The 15,781-nt window shown below is 70.8% G+C and carries 16 protein-coding genes; 11 read left to right on the plus strand and 5 right to left on the minus strand.

The annotated features are described in order from the left end of the window. The first annotated feature begins 33 nt into the window (after window positions 1–33). The 11 genes from ACIBX3_RS06415 (at window position 34) to ACIBX3_RS06465 (ending at window position 10,567) form a co-directional block, all read left to right on the plus strand. Complete coding sequence (locus ACIBX3_RS06415) at window positions 34–1,335, plus strand: extracellular solute-binding protein (protein ID WP_397113771.1); 1,302 nt, start codon at window positions 34–36, stop codon at window positions 1,333–1,335. A 7-nt stretch (window positions 1,336–1,342) separates the two neighbouring features. Beyond that, window positions 1,343–2,263 carry a carbohydrate ABC transporter permease gene (locus ACIBX3_RS06420; RefSeq protein WP_397113773.1) on the plus strand — a complete coding sequence of 307 codons (921 nt, stop codon included), beginning with the start codon at window positions 1,343–1,345 and terminating at the stop codon, window positions 2,261–2,263. After that, window positions 2,260–3,141: a carbohydrate ABC transporter permease gene (locus tag ACIBX3_RS06425; RefSeq protein ID WP_397113774.1), complete on the plus strand. Its 882-nt coding sequence runs from the start codon at window positions 2,260–2,262 to the stop codon at window positions 3,139–3,141. The genes ACIBX3_RS06420 and ACIBX3_RS06425 overlap by 4 nt, the downstream gene beginning before the upstream one ends. Before the next feature lie 18 nt (window positions 3,142–3,159). Then, entirely contained in the window at window positions 3,160–4,545 is a 1,386-nt protein-coding gene (locus ACIBX3_RS06430; protein ID WP_397113776.1) for a carboxylesterase family protein, read from the plus strand. Then, window positions 4,545–5,684: an ROK family protein gene (locus tag ACIBX3_RS06435; protein ID WP_397113778.1), complete on the plus strand. Its 1,140-nt coding sequence runs from the start codon at window positions 4,545–4,547 to the stop codon at window positions 5,682–5,684. Before ACIBX3_RS06430 ends, ACIBX3_RS06435 begins: the two co-directional genes overlap by 1 nt. 62 nt (window positions 5,685–5,746) lie before the next feature. Further along, a complete protein-coding gene (locus ACIBX3_RS06440) occupies window positions 5,747–7,291 on the plus strand; it encodes a GMC oxidoreductase (RefSeq protein WP_397113779.1) in 1,545 nt (514 codons plus the stop codon). After that, the gene (locus ACIBX3_RS06445) at window positions 7,288–7,896 is read left to right on the plus strand and encodes a hypothetical protein (RefSeq protein WP_397113781.1); all 609 of its coding nucleotides are present in this window, start codon (window positions 7,288–7,290) and stop codon (window positions 7,894–7,896) included. The genes ACIBX3_RS06440 and ACIBX3_RS06445 overlap by 4 nt, the downstream gene beginning before the upstream one ends. Next, window positions 7,893–8,837, plus strand: a complete 945-nt coding sequence (locus tag ACIBX3_RS06450) for a sugar phosphate isomerase/epimerase family protein (RefSeq protein WP_397113783.1) — start codon at window positions 7,893–7,895, stop codon at window positions 8,835–8,837. The genes ACIBX3_RS06445 and ACIBX3_RS06450 overlap by 4 nt, the downstream gene beginning before the upstream one ends. Then, window positions 8,834–8,998 (plus strand): hypothetical protein, encoded by a 165-nt coding sequence (locus tag ACIBX3_RS06455; protein ID WP_397113784.1) that lies wholly within the window; start codon window positions 8,834–8,836, stop codon window positions 8,996–8,998. The genes ACIBX3_RS06450 and ACIBX3_RS06455 overlap by 4 nt, the downstream gene beginning before the upstream one ends. Beyond that, the gene (locus ACIBX3_RS06460; RefSeq protein WP_397113786.1) at window positions 8,979–10,037 is read left to right on the plus strand and encodes an isopenicillin N synthase family dioxygenase; all 1,059 of its coding nucleotides are present in this window, start codon (window positions 8,979–8,981) and stop codon (window positions 10,035–10,037) included. The genes ACIBX3_RS06455 and ACIBX3_RS06460 overlap by 20 nt, the downstream gene beginning before the upstream one ends. 23 nt (window positions 10,038–10,060) lie before the next feature. Beyond that, a complete protein-coding gene (locus ACIBX3_RS06465) occupies window positions 10,061–10,567 on the plus strand; it encodes a hypothetical protein (RefSeq protein WP_397113787.1) in 507 nt (168 codons plus the stop codon). Window positions 10,568–10,586: 19 nt separating this feature from the next. Here the strand turns inward: ACIBX3_RS06465 and ACIBX3_RS06470 are convergent, their stop codons facing one another. The 5 genes from ACIBX3_RS06470 to ACIBX3_RS06490 form a co-directional block, all read right to left on the minus strand. Further along, the gene (locus tag ACIBX3_RS06470; RefSeq protein WP_397113789.1) at window positions 10,587–12,188 is read right to left on the minus strand and encodes a class I SAM-dependent methyltransferase; all 1,602 of its coding nucleotides are present in this window, start codon (window positions 12,186–12,188) and stop codon (window positions 10,587–10,589) included. 23 nt (window positions 12,189–12,211) lie between these two features. After that, on the minus strand, window positions 12,212–12,412 hold the full coding sequence (locus ACIBX3_RS06475) for a hypothetical protein (protein ID WP_397113791.1): 201 nt from the start codon (window positions 12,410–12,412) through the stop codon (window positions 12,212–12,214). Window positions 12,413–12,449: 37 nt separating this feature from the next. Then, window positions 12,450–13,454, minus strand: coding sequence for an enolase C-terminal domain-like protein (locus tag ACIBX3_RS06480; RefSeq protein WP_397113792.1), 1,005 nt, complete (start codon window positions 13,452–13,454; stop codon window positions 12,450–12,452). A gap of 11 nt (window positions 13,455–13,465) precedes the next feature. After that, window positions 13,466–14,857 carry an MFS transporter gene (locus ACIBX3_RS06485; RefSeq protein WP_397113794.1) on the minus strand — a complete coding sequence of 464 codons (1,392 nt, stop codon included), beginning with the start codon at window positions 14,855–14,857 and terminating at the stop codon, window positions 13,466–13,468. Between the two features lie 77 nt (window positions 14,858–14,934). After that, on the minus strand, window positions 14,935–15,693 hold the full coding sequence (locus tag ACIBX3_RS06490; RefSeq protein WP_397113796.1) for a TetR/AcrR family transcriptional regulator: 759 nt from the start codon (window positions 15,691–15,693) through the stop codon (window positions 14,935–14,937). Between the last annotated feature and the right edge of the window lie 88 nt (window positions 15,694–15,781).

Here is a 15,781-nt window from a genome sequence, read left to right on the forward strand (position 1 = left end):
TGATCAGCGCCTTCATGTGACAGGAGCCCCCCAGTGTCCAACCTCTCCCGACGCGGTGCCCTACGGCTGACCGCAGGCATAGCTCTCAGCTGCACCCTTACCCTGGCGGGCTGTGGTCGCGGCAGTGATGACACCGCCGCGACAGGCACCGCCAAGCCCATCGACGCCTCCCCTGCCAGCGGCACCGTCAATGTCTGGGCCGCCCAGGGCGATGCCGACGTGCTCGAGAAGGTCATCGAGCCCTTCAAGGCCGGGAACCCGGGCGTCACCGTGAAGTTGACGCTGATCCCGAACGCCGAGTACTACACCAAGCTCCAGGCGGCGATCGCGGCGGGCAACGGACCCGATGTCGCCCAGCTCTTCCCCGAGTCGCAGGCGCAGTTCCTCAATCCATCGATCCTTCAGCCCGTTCCGGACGGCCTCGTCGACCCCGGCGGCTTCTTCAAGAGCCTCTGGGACGCGGGCGTGGTCAAGGGCGTCGCCTACACGGTGCCCTGGTACGCCTACACCTATGCGCTCGTCTACCGCTCCGATCTGGCGGAGAAGGCGGGTGTCAAGCCGCCGGCCACGTGGGACGAGACGGTGCCGTTCCTCAAGGCGCTCCAGGGCGCCGGCGCCGGGCGCGGCCTCGGCGCCGACATCGGCTGGGACATCTTCAACGGCCAGGACGTCGCGATGTACGCCTGGCAGGCGGGCGGCTCACTGCTCTCCTCCGACGGCAAGTGGACGCTCGACACGCCGGCGATGGTCGACGCGCTGAAGTTCAACGCGTCGTTCTTCACCTCGGGCGTCGCCGACACCAGCGGGCCCGGTTTCCTCGACGCGCAGCCGTACTTCGTCGCCGGCAAGACCGCCTCCATGATCACAGGCCCGTGGGTCGTCGGTCAGCTCGACACCGCCGCGAAGAAGACCGGCTGGACGGCGTCTCACGTCGCGACCGCACCGCTGCCGGCCGGGCCGTCGGGCAGCCTCTCCTTCTCCGCGGGCGGCAGTTGGGGCGTGCTCGCCACCAGCGGCAACGCGACCGCGTCGTGGAAGCTCGTCCAGTACATCTCGCAGCCGGGAACCCAGGTCGCGCAGTACAAGGCGTACAGTTCGCTGCCGGCCGTCGTGTCCGCCTGGGACGACCCGGCCATCAAGGGCCAGCCGCTCCTTGACGCCTTCTTGACCCAGCTGAAGAACACCCGGGCATTCCCGCAGGTGAGCACCTGGCAGCAGGTCGCGACCCGGCTGGGCAAGGAGATGGAAGCGGTGGCCAAGGGCAAGCAGACCGCTGAGAAGGCCGCCGCGAGCGTCCAGGCGTACGCCGAGAGCCTCGGCACGGGTACGGGGTGATCTCCGGATGACCACCACCGTCGTCCCGGGGGAGCCGCGCACCGCGCGTCGATCCCGGGGCTCCCGTCGAACGGCTGTCGCCTGGCTGTTCCTCGCACCGTTCACCCTCGTGTTCCTGCTCTACACGGCGATCCCCACGGTCGCCGCGCTCGGGTTCAGCCTCACCGACCTGCGGGGCACGGATCTGCGCAATCCGTTCGCCGTCGACTTCACCGGCCTGGAGAACTACCTCCGCCTGTTCCAGGACGAAAGCTTCCTGCGGGACATCTTCAACACCGCCCTGTTCGTGGCGGTCGGTGTGCCGCTGACCATGGCGATCGGATTCGCCCTGGCCTTCGCGCTCAACGTAGGCATCCGGCGCCTGCGCGGCACGTTCCGCGTCGTCTTCTTCGCACCGGTCGTCACGAACATCGTGGCGGTCGCACTGATCTGGCAGTACGCCTTCAACGCCGACGGCACCGTCAACAAGGTGCTCGGCGCCGTCGGCTTCGCCGGGCCGAACTGGCTGGACGACCCGAACCTGGCCATGCCCGTGGTCATCCTGCTCGGCGTCTGGCGCAACTTCGGCACCGCGATGGTGCTGTTCCTCGCCGGTCTGCAGGCGGTTCCGCAGGACGTGTACGAGGCCGCCTCCATCGACGGGGCCGGTCGGTGGCGGCAGCTGAGGCACATCACCCTGCCGCTGCTGCTGCCCACCACGCTCATGGTGTCGGTGCTGCTGACCGTCTTCTACCTCCAGGTGTTCGACGAGCCGTACCTGCTGACGAACGGCGGCCCGCTGGGCTCCACGGAATCGGTGGCGCTGTACACCTACCACCAGTTCGGGGCCGGCGAGTTCGGGATGTCCTCGGCCGCGTCCTTCGTGATGCTCGTGCTCGTGATGCTGGTGAGCATCGTCCAGTTCCGGCTGCTGAGGCCCCGCGCATGACCACGGTCGCCACGGTGCGGGACACCGAAATGATCGACGGCCGGGTCGCCGTGCGCCGCCGGTCCGTCACGCAACCCCTGCTGTACGGCGCGCTGGTGCTGTGCGCGCTGCTCACCATGCTTCCGTTCGTCTGGGTGATCAGCGGCTCGCTGCGCAGCCTCGACGAGATCCGCTCCGACCCCGGTGCCTGGCTCCCGCAGCACGTCACCCTGGACAATTTCACCCGGCTGTTCGCCACCGAGGGCTTCGGCGGGTTCATGGCCAACAGCATCGTGGTCGCGATCATCGTGGTCGCCGGCAACGTCGTGGCGGCGTCTGCCGCCGGCTACGCGCTGGCCAAGCTCGACTTCGCGGGCAAGCGGCTCGCGTTCGGCGCCGTCATGGCGGCGCTGATGGTGCCGTTCACCGCGGTGTTCGTCACGCAGTTCGTGATCACGGTCGACCTGGGCCTGGCGGACACCCTCGCCGGTATCGCCCTGCCCGGCGTGGCGATGCCGCTGTCGGTCTTCATCATGCGGCAGTACGTGATGTCGATCCCCGGCGACCTGCTCGAAGCGGCTCGCATCGACGGCGCCGGCGAGTTCCGGATCTTCTTCCGGATCTTCCTGCCGTTGGCCGGTCCCGCCGTCGCGACGATCACGATCATGTCGTTCCTCGCCTCGTGGAACAACTTCATCTGGCCGCTCATCGTCGCTCAGAGCATGTCCAGTTACACGCTCCCGGTGGGTCTCGCCGCCACCAGTCAGGCCGCGTCGCACGTCACCGACTACGGACTGCAGCTCGCGGGTGCGATCGTCGTGATGCTGCCCGTGCTGGTGCTCTTCCTGTTCCTGCAGCGCTACTTCGTTCAGGGCATCGCCGGAACGGGAATGCGGTGACCGGTGTTGGATGATCGGATGGACTCACTCGACACCCCCGGCGAGCCTGTCACCATTCACGCTCCCGCGGGCACGATCATCGGCCGTCGCAGCGGCCGGGTGCGGCGCTTCCTCGGCATCCCCTACGCCGAAGCACCCACCGGCGCCCGGCGGTTCGCCCCGCCGGTCCCACGTGGCCGGCTCCCGGAGCCGTTCGACGCCTCCCGGCACGGCGCCACCTCGCAGCGCGTGCCGCTGTTCGCCACGACGACCATACCGGAGCCGTCGATACCGGGCGACGACGTGCTGAACCTCGGCATCGTCACCCCGGACGCGGACGACGACCGCATGCCCTTCCCCGTCCTGGTGTGGATCCACGGCGGCGGTTTCCTGGCCGGGAGCCCCGCCAGCCCGTGGTACGACGGCCGCGCCTTCGCCCGCGACGGTGTCGTCTGCGTCACCGTCGGCTACCGGCTGGGCGTCGACGGATTCGCCCCGCTGGACGGCGTCCTCCCGAACCTCGGGCTGCGCGACCTGCTGCTCGCCCTGGACTGGGTGCAGGAGAACATCGCCGCCTTCGGCGGCGATCCGGACCGGGTCACCGTCGCCGGCCAGTCGGCCGGGGGCGCGGCGGTGCTCGCACTCGTCTCCTCACCCGCGGGGAGCGGCCGCTTCCACCGCGCGGTCAGCCTGTCCGGCGGCATCTTCGGCGTAGGCTCGGACGCCGCACGCGACGTCCTCGAACGGCTCGGGCACAGACTCGGCGTGCCGCCGACACGGGCCGGATTCGGCGGCCGCACCGTGGAGCAGCTCCAGCAGGGTCTCATCGACCTGCGGAGCGAGCGGGGCAAAGGCGACGCGCTCGTGCTCGTACCGTGCGTCGGCGACGACATCCTGCCGGTGCCCATCGCCGACGGGCTCACCGTCCAGGGGCACGACGTCCCTGTGCTGCTCGGCGCGACGGGCGACGAGTTCGACAGCGGCCTCGCGCCGGAGGCCCGAGGCGCCGCGCGCATGGCGGGCACCCGCGTGACGGACACCCTGTTCCGCTCCGCCTGCGCGCGCACGGCGACCGCCCGCCGCCAGGCCCCCGCCGGCACCTGGCTGTACTCCTTCGAATGGCCGTCCCCCGTGCTCGGCGGCGCCGCGCACTGCGTCGACATCCCGTTCTTCTTCGATGTGCTCGACGGACCCGGCGTCCCCCAGGCGCTCGGACCGAACCCGCCCGCCGAATTGGCCACGCTGATGCATGCCGATCTGGCCGGCTTCGTGCACGGCCGGGAGCCGGCCTGGGCGCGGGCGACCGGCTCACTCGGCGATCCGGCGCGCGAATACGGCCGGCCCGGAGCGGCGCTCACGGCCGACACCACAGGCGTGTTCGACCCCGTGATACGGGCGATGTCCCAGGCGGCGGAGAGGTGCTGATGCCCGGGATGAACCAGAGCGCCGTCCGGCGCGTCAACACCTCGGTCGCCCTCCGGGCACTCGCCGTTTCGGCCGGGCCGATGACGCTGGCCGCACTCGCCGAGCGGACCCACCTGTCCCGCCGCACCATCGAGCTCATCATGGACTCGCTCGTGGAGGCGGGCTGGGTGACCGAGCTGGACCGCGTGCCGACCAGTGGCAACGCCGGGCGCCCCGCCCGCCGCTACGAGCTACGGGCCGAACACGCGTTGCTGGCGGCCGTCTGCATCACCACCTCGGACGTGTCCGCGGTCATCGCCGATGTGCGCGGCCGCATCGTCGGCCGGGCGCACCGGCTGCTGCGTGTCTATCAGGATCCGCAGGTCACGCTCGACGACGCGGCGGCGCTGGTGCTGGAGGCGCTCGACGACGCGGGCGGATCGACGGACCGGCTGCGCGCCGGTGCGATCGCCAGCGGTGGCGCGATCGACGACCACGGCGTCGTACGGCGCCTGGTGCACACGACGCATTGGGAAGGCGTGCACCTGCCCGGAGAACTCAAACGACGGATCCGGGTGCCCTGGTTCGCGGACAACGACAGCAACCTCGGTGCGCTCGCGGAGCGCTGGCGGGGCGTGGCCGGAGACCACGACGACGTCGTATGGGCGATCCTCGGGAACCGGACGGGCCTCGGCATCCTCATCCGCGGAGCCGTGCACCGCGGTCTGGACGGCTCCGCGGGTGAGATCGTCGAAGCCCGGTCGATACCGACCGGCTCGATCGAGAACCGCCCGGTGGCCTGGCTGACGTCACCGCAACCGGCCGAACGGAGGGTCGCGCTCAGCCGCTTCGCCGCGGCTCGCGCCGGTGATACGACCGCGCTCTCGGAGGTCGGCGAATTCGTGGACAACATCGCGTCGATCCTCACCACCTTGTCGTGGACCATCGCGCCGTCGCTCATCGTGCTCGGCGGCGGCCTGGAGGACGCCGCCGATGTGCTGCTGCCCCGGGTACGCGCGGCGTTGCGCGACGCTCGCACCCCCGCGGTCGAGTTGCGTGCCACATGCCTGGGCCGCGACGCCGCGCTCATCGGCGCCGTCAAGCTGGCCCTCGACCGCATGGACACCGAACTGTTCGGCCCACTCACCCCGCGCGCATGATCGGGCACCGAGCATCCGCGCCTGCCCGTCAGTACCCGTGGCACAAGACATGGAGTCTCACTGTGACCGACACCTCCCGCACCGATGTCCTCATCGTGGGCAGTGGCATCATGGGATCTGTCGTGGCCCGGCTGCTGCGAGAGGCCGATCCGGCGCTGGACATCACGATGGTCGACGGCGGCAACGCGATCGGCGAGACCCCCGGCCTGCACTTGCACGACCTCGACGATCCGGTCCTCTGGTCGCGCTACAACGAACAGGTCGCCACCGGCATCCAGGGCATGTACACGGGCGCCGAAGTGGTGCGCGAGGTCGCCGGCGGCCTCACCGACCTGACGCCCGGCATGGTCCACGCGCTCGCCTTGGGTGAGGACGCCGAGGCGATGCCGGCGACCGCGCTCGCGTGGAACGCGGGCGGCATGGGCGTGCACTGGACCGCCGCGACGCCGTGGCCCGCCGGGGACGAGGCGTTCGACGTCGGCGACCCGGACCGCTGGGCGGAGGACCTGGACACCGCCCGCCGGTTGCTCGCGGTCACGCCGTCCGCGATCGGCCCGACCGAGGTCGGCCGGATGGTGCTCGACGTCCTGCGCCGGCGCTTCGACGGCGTCGGACCGGGCGACCGGCGACCGCAGCCGATGCCCATGGCCGTCGCCGCGACGGCATCGGGTCCCATGCCGCGCACGGCCCCAGGGACGATCTTTCCCGCCATCGCGACAGGCGGGGACCCGGGATTCACCCTGACGACCGGCACGCTGGCCACGACGCTCCTCGTCTCCGGCGGCCGGGTCGCCGGGGCCCGGCTGCGCCGCATCGCCGACGGAGCCGAGCGGGAACTCCTGGCGGACGCCGTGGTGGTGTGCGCCGACGCGTTGCGCACCCCGCAGCTGCTGTTCGCCTCGGGCATCCGGCCGGCGGCGCTGGGCCGCTACCTCAACGAGCACGCGTTCATCACCGCCCGGGTGCTCCTCGACCTCGACCGGTTCGGCATCGGCCGCGACGCCCTGCCCCTGCCGCGCCCCGGCGAGTTCTGCACGGACTCGCTCTGGCTGCCCCAGAACGGAGCGGCGCAGCCGTTCCACGGCCAGATCATGAACCGCACGTACGTGGACGAAGACGGCCAGCCCCTCGCGCACTCCGTTGGCCTGTCGCTGTACGCCCCCGTCGAGTCACGCCCCGAGAACCGGCTCGTGTTCTCGGAAGCCCAGACCGACCTAGCCGGAATGCCGCGGATCACCGTCGAGTTCGGCTACTCCGACGCCGACCGCACGCTGATCGGCCGCGCGCTCGACGAAGTCCGGTCGATCGCCGAGGAGTTCGGCTCGTTCGATCCCGCGGCCGAGCGTGCGCTGCTGCCGCCCGGCTCGTCGCTGCACCAGACCGGCACCGTCCGGTCCGGCCTGGCCGACGACGGCACCAGCGTGTGCGACCCGGACGGCCGGGTGTGGGGCTTCGACAACCTGTACCTCGCCGGCAACGGTGTGATCCCCACCGCTATGGCCGCCAATGTCACCCTGACCGGCGCGGTGACCGCCGTACGGGCCGCCCGCGCCGTCGCCGGACGAAACACCGCGCCCGCCGCACACCGAGAGGAAGCACGATCATGATCGACATCGCCAAGGAATACCGCGTGGCGCTGCCCGCGTGGATCGACGACGAACTGGCCACCGTCCCCGCCCTCATCCCCGACCGCTACGACCGGATGCGCCTCGTGCACCGCCTCGCCGACCGCAACTGGCGCCAGGGCAACGGCGGCCCGTTCGCCGCGCTCGTCGCCGAGCGGGACTCCGGCCGGATCGTCTCGGTCGGCGTGAACGTCGTGCTCGCCTCCGGCGTCTCCAGCGCGCACGCCGAGGTCGTCGCGCTCGGACTCGCCCAGACGGCGGCCGGCGGCTGGGACCTCGGCGGCGACGGGTTGCCCGCACACGAGCTGGTCGTGAACTGGCGTCCGTGCATTCAGTGTTACGGCGCGGCCATGTGGTCCGGGATACGCGGCCTCGTCGTCGCCGGCGAGGGCCCGGAACTGGAGGAGATCACCACGTTCGACGAGGGCCCGCTCGGCGCGGACTGGGCCGAGCAGTTCGAAGCACGCGGCATCCAGGTCACCCGGGACGTGCTCCGAGACGAGGCGCTCGCCGTGTTCCGCAACTACCGCAAGGCCGTCGACGCCGGCGGCGTCACCGTCTACAACGCCCGCGGAGGTGCCGAATGACACCGGACGACACCGCCGGACCGCGCTTCGCCACCGACGTCATCACCTTCTATCACCCGAGATTCTGGGGACTCGACTCCGCCGGCGCCTTCCGCGACTGGGCCGTCAGGAACCCTGACCGTTTCTGGGAGCGGGTGCTGGACGCGCTGGCCGAGGCCGGTGTCAGCGGCATCGAGCTGACCTTCGCGCCCGGCGACATCGACTCGGCGCTGCGGGCCTTCGGCGACGCACCGTCCTTCCGCCGCGAACTCCAGGCCCGAGGCCTGTCCGTCGTGAGCGCCTTCATGGCCGCGAGCGCGGCACCCGACTGGCGGCAGAGCGAGAACCTGCCCGCGATCGTCGCCGACGCCGAGCGACACGCCGCCTTCCTCGCCGACGTGGGCGCGGAACTCCTCGTCGCCGGACTGCCCATGAGGGCGACGTTCGGGACGCGCCCACCCTTCTTCGTCGACGCCGCGTACATGACCCGGATGGCCGACATCGCCCACGTGGCCGGCGAGGCCGTCGCTCAGCACGGCGTGAAGCTCGCCTTCCACACGGAGTCCAACAGCACCCTCTGGTACGAGAGGGACATCGACCTGTTCATGGCGTTGACCGATCCCCGCTACGTGTGGCTGTGCCCCGACTCCTGCCACATCGCGCTCGGGGGAGGCGACCCCGTCGCCGTCGCGCGCCGCCACGCCCAGCGCATCGCACTGGCGCACTGGAAGGACGCGGTCAAGCCCATCGACGTCGAACTCACCATCGACGAAACGGTCTTCGCTCAGCAGCAGCCCTACATGACCGAACTGGGCACGGGCATCGTGGACTGGCGAGCGTGGGCCGAGGCGATGTCCCGCACGCCGGGCGCCGGCATCGTGCTCATCGAACTGGACGAGGCGGCCGATCCCATCGCCGCGCTCCGGGCGGGGACGGCCGTCGTACGGGAGGCACGGGCGTGATCGGCTTCGCCGCCCGCATCAGCGCCCGGCACAACACGACCCTTGCCACGACGTCCGCCGGCATCGGGCCGCTCCCAGCCTTCATGCCGGCCATGGTCCAGCGCCTCGCAGTCACCGCCGAGGCCGGCCGAAAGGAATCCCATGTCCTCGCCAGCGCCTGAGCACTTCACCGTCCCCGTGGTCGACATCTCCCCCTACGTGCGGGAAGGGCCGGAGGCGGAACGCCGCAGGGTCGCACAGGAGATCGACGATGCCTGCTCCAGCGTGGGCTTCATCCAGGTCCTGGGCCACACGATCCCGGACTCGGCGATCGCCGGCCTGGCCTCGGCGATGGACGCCTTCTTCGCCCTGCCCCTTGAGACGAAGAAGACCTACCGCGTCACGGGCGCCAACCGCGGCTACAGCCCGCCCGAGAGCGAGTCCCTGAGCCTGAGCCTCGGCGTCGAGCCGGCCGGCCGCATGAACGACTTCTTCGAGGCGTTCAACGTCGGCGTGGAGGCACGCTCCTTCGCCGCGCTGGACCTGTCGGAGGAGGACTACGGGATCAACGTGTGGCCCGAGATCGGCGGTTTCACCGAGGCCGTCCAGGCCTACTTCGACCACGCCGGCCGGGTCGCACGCACTCTTACCCGGATCTTCGCCGACGCCCTCCGCCTGGATCCCGGATTCTTCGCCCGGCTCACCGGCCACTCCATCGACGTGCTGCGTATGAACAACTACGCCCTGCCGGAAGGAACGATCACCCTCGACGGCGACCTCATCGGGATGGGGGAGCACACCGACTACGGGATCGTCACCGTCCTGTGGGCCGACCAGGTTGCAGGCCTCCAGGTCCTCGGCCGGGACGAACGCTGGCACGATGTCGCGCCGGCCGACGGCGCTCTGCTGGTCAACCTCGGCGACCTCACGGCCCGGCTCACCAACGACCGGTGGATGTCGACCCTGCACCGCGTCAAGCCCCCCATCGTGGACGGCACGATCAAGCGCCGCCGCTCAGCCGCCTTCTTCCACGACGGCAACCCCGACGCCGTCATCGAGACGCTGGCCAGTCACCATGACGCCTCCGGGCTGGCCTACGAACCGATCACGGTCCGGGACCACATCAAGGCCAAGCTGGCCGGGTCACGGCAGGGCAAGAAGAACCTCGCCGCGGTACGCGAAGCCGCACGCGTCCTGGCCGCCGCCCGCACCCAGCCCTAGAACCGCGGCACAATGGCGTCACCATGCCTCTTACGCTCCAGCGAATCCCCTTGCCGGGATTCCTCGGCACGGCGAGCATGCTCGTCGCCGCGCTCGCGCTGTCCATGTCCGGCGGGCAGAGCCACTATCTCGCTTTCGGTGCCTCCCTCGGCGCGGGCGGCGTGATACTCGCCTGGCTGGGCTTCACCGCGCGCCGGATCGGATGGATCGCCTGGGCAGCCACCGCCGCGCTGGGCACGGCCGGACTGTTCCTCAGCCTGCTGGTGGTCCGCGAGACCGTCTGCTGCATGTTCGGTTACCATCGCGGGACGGGCTACCCATGGGGATGGCTGGACAGCGGCGCATCCGCGGAGACCATGGAGATGATCGAGACACTGCGGGCCGACCCCGGCCGGCTGGAGAAGACGGTCGACTGGCCGAAGGTCTTGCTCGACGGGTTGTTCTGGTGGCACGTCGCCGTGGTGGTCGTCGCGCCGGTCGCACGGGTCCTTCAACGCACCGCGCTACTTTACGATGTAGATCACGACTAGCACTGTCCTGTGCAAAGCGTCACGCGGGGCGGTGGAAGGTGGCGCGCCAGCGGTGGCGCTCGCCGTCCCGGAGGTCCTCGATCTCCCCGGTCACCAGCCCGTCCGTCGCGAACGCCGCGATCTCCGACGGGGTCAGCGGCCACGGCGGCGCGAACACCGGCCCGCCTTCCTCCCTCCCCGAGGCGATCACCAGCAACGTGCCCCCGGTCCGTACGAACTCCGCGACCCGGGCGATGGCCTCGGCGTGCAGCTCCTCCGGCAGAGCCTGCACGGTCATGATCTCGACGACCAGGTCGAAGGCGTGCCGCCACTCGGCGGGCGGATTCAGCAGGTCGGCAACCTGGTAGCGCACCGCGCTCTCCGGAAAACGCTCCTGCGCCAGCCGCACGGCCGATGCGCTCACGTCGAACGCCACCGTCTCGTAGCCGAGCCCCGCTACGTATTCGGCGTCGTCCCCCAGCCCGGCCCCCACGACCAGTGCCCGCCCCCGCCCGGCGGCGTACTCGGAGGCCCACCCGGTCAGCAGGACGTGCGGCGACCGCGAGTCCCACGGCACGATCGCCTCCCCGGTCGCCGACTCGGCGTACAGCCGCTCGAACCAACCCACCGCATCTCCCGCGGCCAGCGACTCGGCAGCCAGCCTGATGGCGTCCTCGTCCGGATCCTTCCCCGGCATCCCCGCCCCCAGCAAGATCCCGTACGGCTCGCCACGTTCCGCTTTCGCGGCCAGTTCTACCAGATTGACCCGGTCACCCAGCGGGCCGACCAGCTCGCGCTGCGCGAACGGGTGCTCGTGCACATAGCCCTTGCGCCGCAGCGCCACATCGAACAGCGGCAGCAGGACGCACACGCCGCGCGAGGGGTGCGGACAGGGTAGTTCAGTGTGCAACCACTTGAGCTCGCCCGCCCGGCCCGCGACCGCCAGGTCGACGACGTCCAGCGCCGTGGCGGTCCGGCCGAGCAGCGTGCTCGCGGACGCGATGACGGCCTGGCGCTCGTGCTCCATGGCGGCGCGCCACTCGGAAGCCGGGAGCTCGCGCAGCCGGTAGAGCTTCAGGACGGGCGAGAAGCCGCCGCGGCCCAGCAGCCAATGGCTGATCACGATCCCCAGCCGGCGCTCGATCCGGCCGTCCACCTGTGACACCATTCCCGAAGGCGCGGACGCAGCATGATCGGCGGTGCTCCACGGTCGCTCGCCGAACAGCTCCTCGTCGTCGGGATGAATGTCGGCAAAAGCCTGGACCTTCACGCGCCTCAGCAGGCCATCGTGCTGGATCTTCCACAGAAAGCTCTCATGGACGTCCAGGGCACCGCCTCGGTGGGCGAACGCCGCGACGTACCGGGACAAGTGCCACTCGAAAGCGGACTGGATGGAGGCCTCGGCACGTGAGGCGGCGGCTATGCGTTCCGCACCGACCAGAGAGCGCGTCTCGGCCCGGAGCGCGCGCCGTAGCGGCCTGCACGCCTTCCGCAGATCCTCGTTCCCGGGTGCGTGGTCGAGGAGCAGTGCGACGGCCCAGTGCTCGTACGGTCGCCACCGCTTGATCGCCAGCAGTTCCCTGACGATGAGTGCGTGCAGGTCCAGCTCGCTCATGGCCATGACCAAGGGCAGTCCCAGCATGAGATCCGGCCTGCGGCCCCTTCTCAGACTGGCGTGCACGGTGGCCCGGCGCCCACCAGCAGCATCGTCTCGACGGTCCCCAGAGTCCCGCTGACCAGGACTGCGCCGGCACCGGCACCCACGATCGCGACCACGCCGATGACCAGCTTCGCGGGTTGCGACAGCAGGCCGGACGGGTCCAGAGCCAGCCGGAGCCGTAACACGTTCCATCGAGTCAGCCGCATGCCCAGCCCTCACCCGCGAAATGATCAGGTAGGCACCTTATGCGTGAAACGAGTCCTTCGCCATCCGCCGCAACCTGGTCTCGTCGATGTCGTGCCCGAGGCCGGACTGCGTCAAGGGGACGGCGATGACGCCGGCGTTCGCGCCGACGATCGGCGTGACGATCTGGTTCTGGCGGGGCGGCTGCGTGACGTCGCACGGCAGCGTGCACCCGGGCAGGCTGGCGACCGCCACCGTCGCCGCCCTGGCCAGCCCGGCCCCCTGGCCTCCCGTGCACTGGATGTCCCAGCCGGCCGCCGCCGCGCGGTCGTGCGCGCGGCGGGCCTCGGTCAGCGACGGGAACGCGGTCGGCCGCAGCAGCAGCACACGGGCCGCCCGCAGCGTCAGATAGTCATCCAGCTCGGCGGTCGAGCCGAGCTCGACCGCGACCGACGCGGCCACCTGGTCCTGCAGCGAGGCATGCGTGTAGGCGTCGCCCGCGGCGAAGGGCCGCTCGATCACCTCCAGCCCGTAGGAGTCGAGCGCGACGAGTTGTTCGAGGTCGGTGTAGGCGTTGCCGCAGTCGACGGCCAGGGTCAGCGCGGGGTACGCCTGCCGCACGGCCCGCACCGGCTCGACGTCCCACCCGGGCCGGATGTCCAGCGTGACGTGTCCGTACCCGGCGCAGACCTGCTGGTTGACCCGGCTCACGAGGCTCTCGGGCGACGGGTCGGGCGCCAGGCGCACGGTGGCCATGAGCGAGGTGCGGGTGCCGCCGATGGCCTCCGCGAGCGGGACCCCGCGCATCCTGGTCCACAGGTCCCAGCAGGCCATGTCCACCGCGGAGTCGCCGCTCGGCACGGTGTCGGGATGCTCCCAGTCGACGCCGATGATCAGGGCGGCCAGCGTCTCCTCGAGCCTCGACCACGTCTTGGGCTGGGGGGACAGCGCCTCGCCCCAGCCGGTCATGCCACCGTGGTCGGTGAGCTTCACGAGCAGGGTCTCCGACCTCCTGCCGAACGGCAGGACCACCCGGAAGACCTCAAGCTCCCGCACTCGCGGCATGTACCCCCCTTTTATGACGCGGTCCCCTCCATAGTGCCTGCTGACGGGGAACGGACCAAACGCGGGGCCAGGACCAGGGCCAGGACGGCGAGCGCGACGGTGAACAGCAGGCCGGCCGCGTAGGACTCGCCGGTGGCGGTGAACAGGGCGCCGCTGACCGCGACCGCGACCACGGTGAACACCGACTCGCCGACGCCCACGGCCGCGCTGTTCTGGCCTTCCTCGCCCGCCTTCGACATCTCCAGCACCAGCACGGACACCGTCGGGTGCAGCGCGCCGATGCCGAGCCCGGCCACGGCCATGGCCACGTACGCGACCGCGATCGGCACCGCGTCCACCAGCACGAGCGTCACCAGCGCCAGCCCAAGCGCGATCATGGTGGCGCCGCCGCGGACGGCGGTCATGTGGCCGATCCGGCCCCGGCCCTTGATCCAGGAGCCGGTGGACCAGCCGAGGGCGCCGATCGTGAGCACGACGCCCGCCCCGGTGGCGCTGAGCCCGCGCTCGTTGATCAGCATGAGCGGGATGAGGATGTTGGCCGCCGTGAGCGAGCCGAACGCGAGGCCGCGCAGCACGGGCGCGGTCGGCAGGCCGGGCGCGGCCCGGAGCGAGCCGGGCAGCAGCAGCTTGGGCAGGGCCACGGCCAGCAGGACGACGCCGGCCGCGAGGAGGGGCAGGCCGGCGAGCTTCAGCGCGCTGCCGTACTGGATGAGCGCGGCGGCGACGGCGGTCAGCGTGGCCCAGACGAGTTTGCGGCCCAGGCTGCGGTCGCCCGAGTCGGGGGCCGGCTCGCCGGTGCCGGTTCCCAGGTCGCGGCCGGCGGTGCCGCGCCAGAGCAGCAGCGCCGACGGGACGACGATCAGCGAGGCGCCGAGGAAGATCCACCGCCAGTCGGCGTTCTCGACCACGAATCCGGCGATCGCGGGCCCCACCATGGACGGCACCACCCAGGCGGCCGAGAACAGGGCGAACACCTTGGGATGCAGGGCGCCCGGATAGATCCGGGCGACCAGCACGTACAGCGCCACCTGGGTCAGCCCGGTCCCGAGCCCCTGCACGAACCGGCCCGCGACGAACACCTCCATGGTCGGCGCGAACCCGGCCAGCAGCAGCCCGGCCACGAAGGCCACCACGCCGGCCGAGATCGGCCGCACCGGGCCCCGCCGGTCGCTCCACCGCCCGCCCAGCACCGTCGCGATCACGCTGGCCGCCAGGGTGGCGCTGAAGGCCAGGTTGTACAGGTGCATGCCGCGCAGCTCGCGGGCCACGACGGGCATGGCCGTGGCCACCGCCATCGCCTCGAACGCCAGCAACGTGACGATGGCCACCAGCCCGAAGCTCAGCGCGCGGTACGGGGCCGACACCACGCCCGCGGTTTCCGATCGTTCAACAGTCGTCGTCATGCCGCGCAGGCTATGGCGGACTCGCAGGTCAGCACATCGGGCGCGGGTCCTAGGCGCGCTCGGCCATTGGACCTAGATCAGCGCCTGGGCATGCGTGCCTCGATGCCGTCGAGCAGCAGCTCCAGGCCGTACCGGAAGCGGTCCTCGCCGTCGCCGGCGATCAGGTCGTCGATGAATTCGCGCAGGTGCGGGAACCTCGCCACCGGCAGCGTCCGGTAGTAGTCGGCGATCTGGCCGGCAAAGGCCTCGAAGTACTCCCCCGGGTCCGTCAGCCCTGCCGCCCGCATGCGCGCCCAGTGCAGGGAGCCCTCGTAGGCATCGCCGACGATGTACAGCGAGAGCCGGTCCACCGCCAGCGACGCGTCCCGCGGCGGCATCCCGGCCTCGATGAGCAGCCCGAAGAGGAACTCTCCCGCGCGGAGGGAGTTCTCCCCCGTCGGGATGTTGGCCAGCGCGGCCCTGGCCACGTCGCCGTGCACGCCGAACACGCGGTGCACTTCCATGGCGTACGCGCGCAGCTGCTCCTTCCACCGCAAGGGGTCGCGCTCGGGCAAATCGATCTCGCCGAGCACCCGGTCGTAGACCAGCTCCAGCAGTTCGTCCTTGTTGGCCACGTGCGCGTACAGCGAGGCGGGACCCGTGTCGAGCTCCTGGGCGACGCGTCTCATGCTCAGCGCGTCGAACCCCTCGGCGTCCAGGATCCGCAGCCCGGCCTCGACGATGAGGTCCTGGCTCAGCTGCCGCTTGACCTGCGCCTGCTTGCGCGGCGTGCGCCATGGAGGCACCGGCACGCCTCCGGCTTCCGTTCGATCCGGCTTCAGTCCATCCGCACCCATACGAACACTGTACTTGACACGAACGCCGTTCGCCCTTAAAACAGTGTTCGTAACGAACACTGTTCGTCCATAGAACACCGTTTGTAAG

This window comes from Nonomuraea sp. NPDC049480, assembly GCF_044465905.1.
GTDB lineage: Bacteria > Actinomycetota > Actinomycetes > Streptosporangiales > Streptosporangiaceae > Nonomuraea.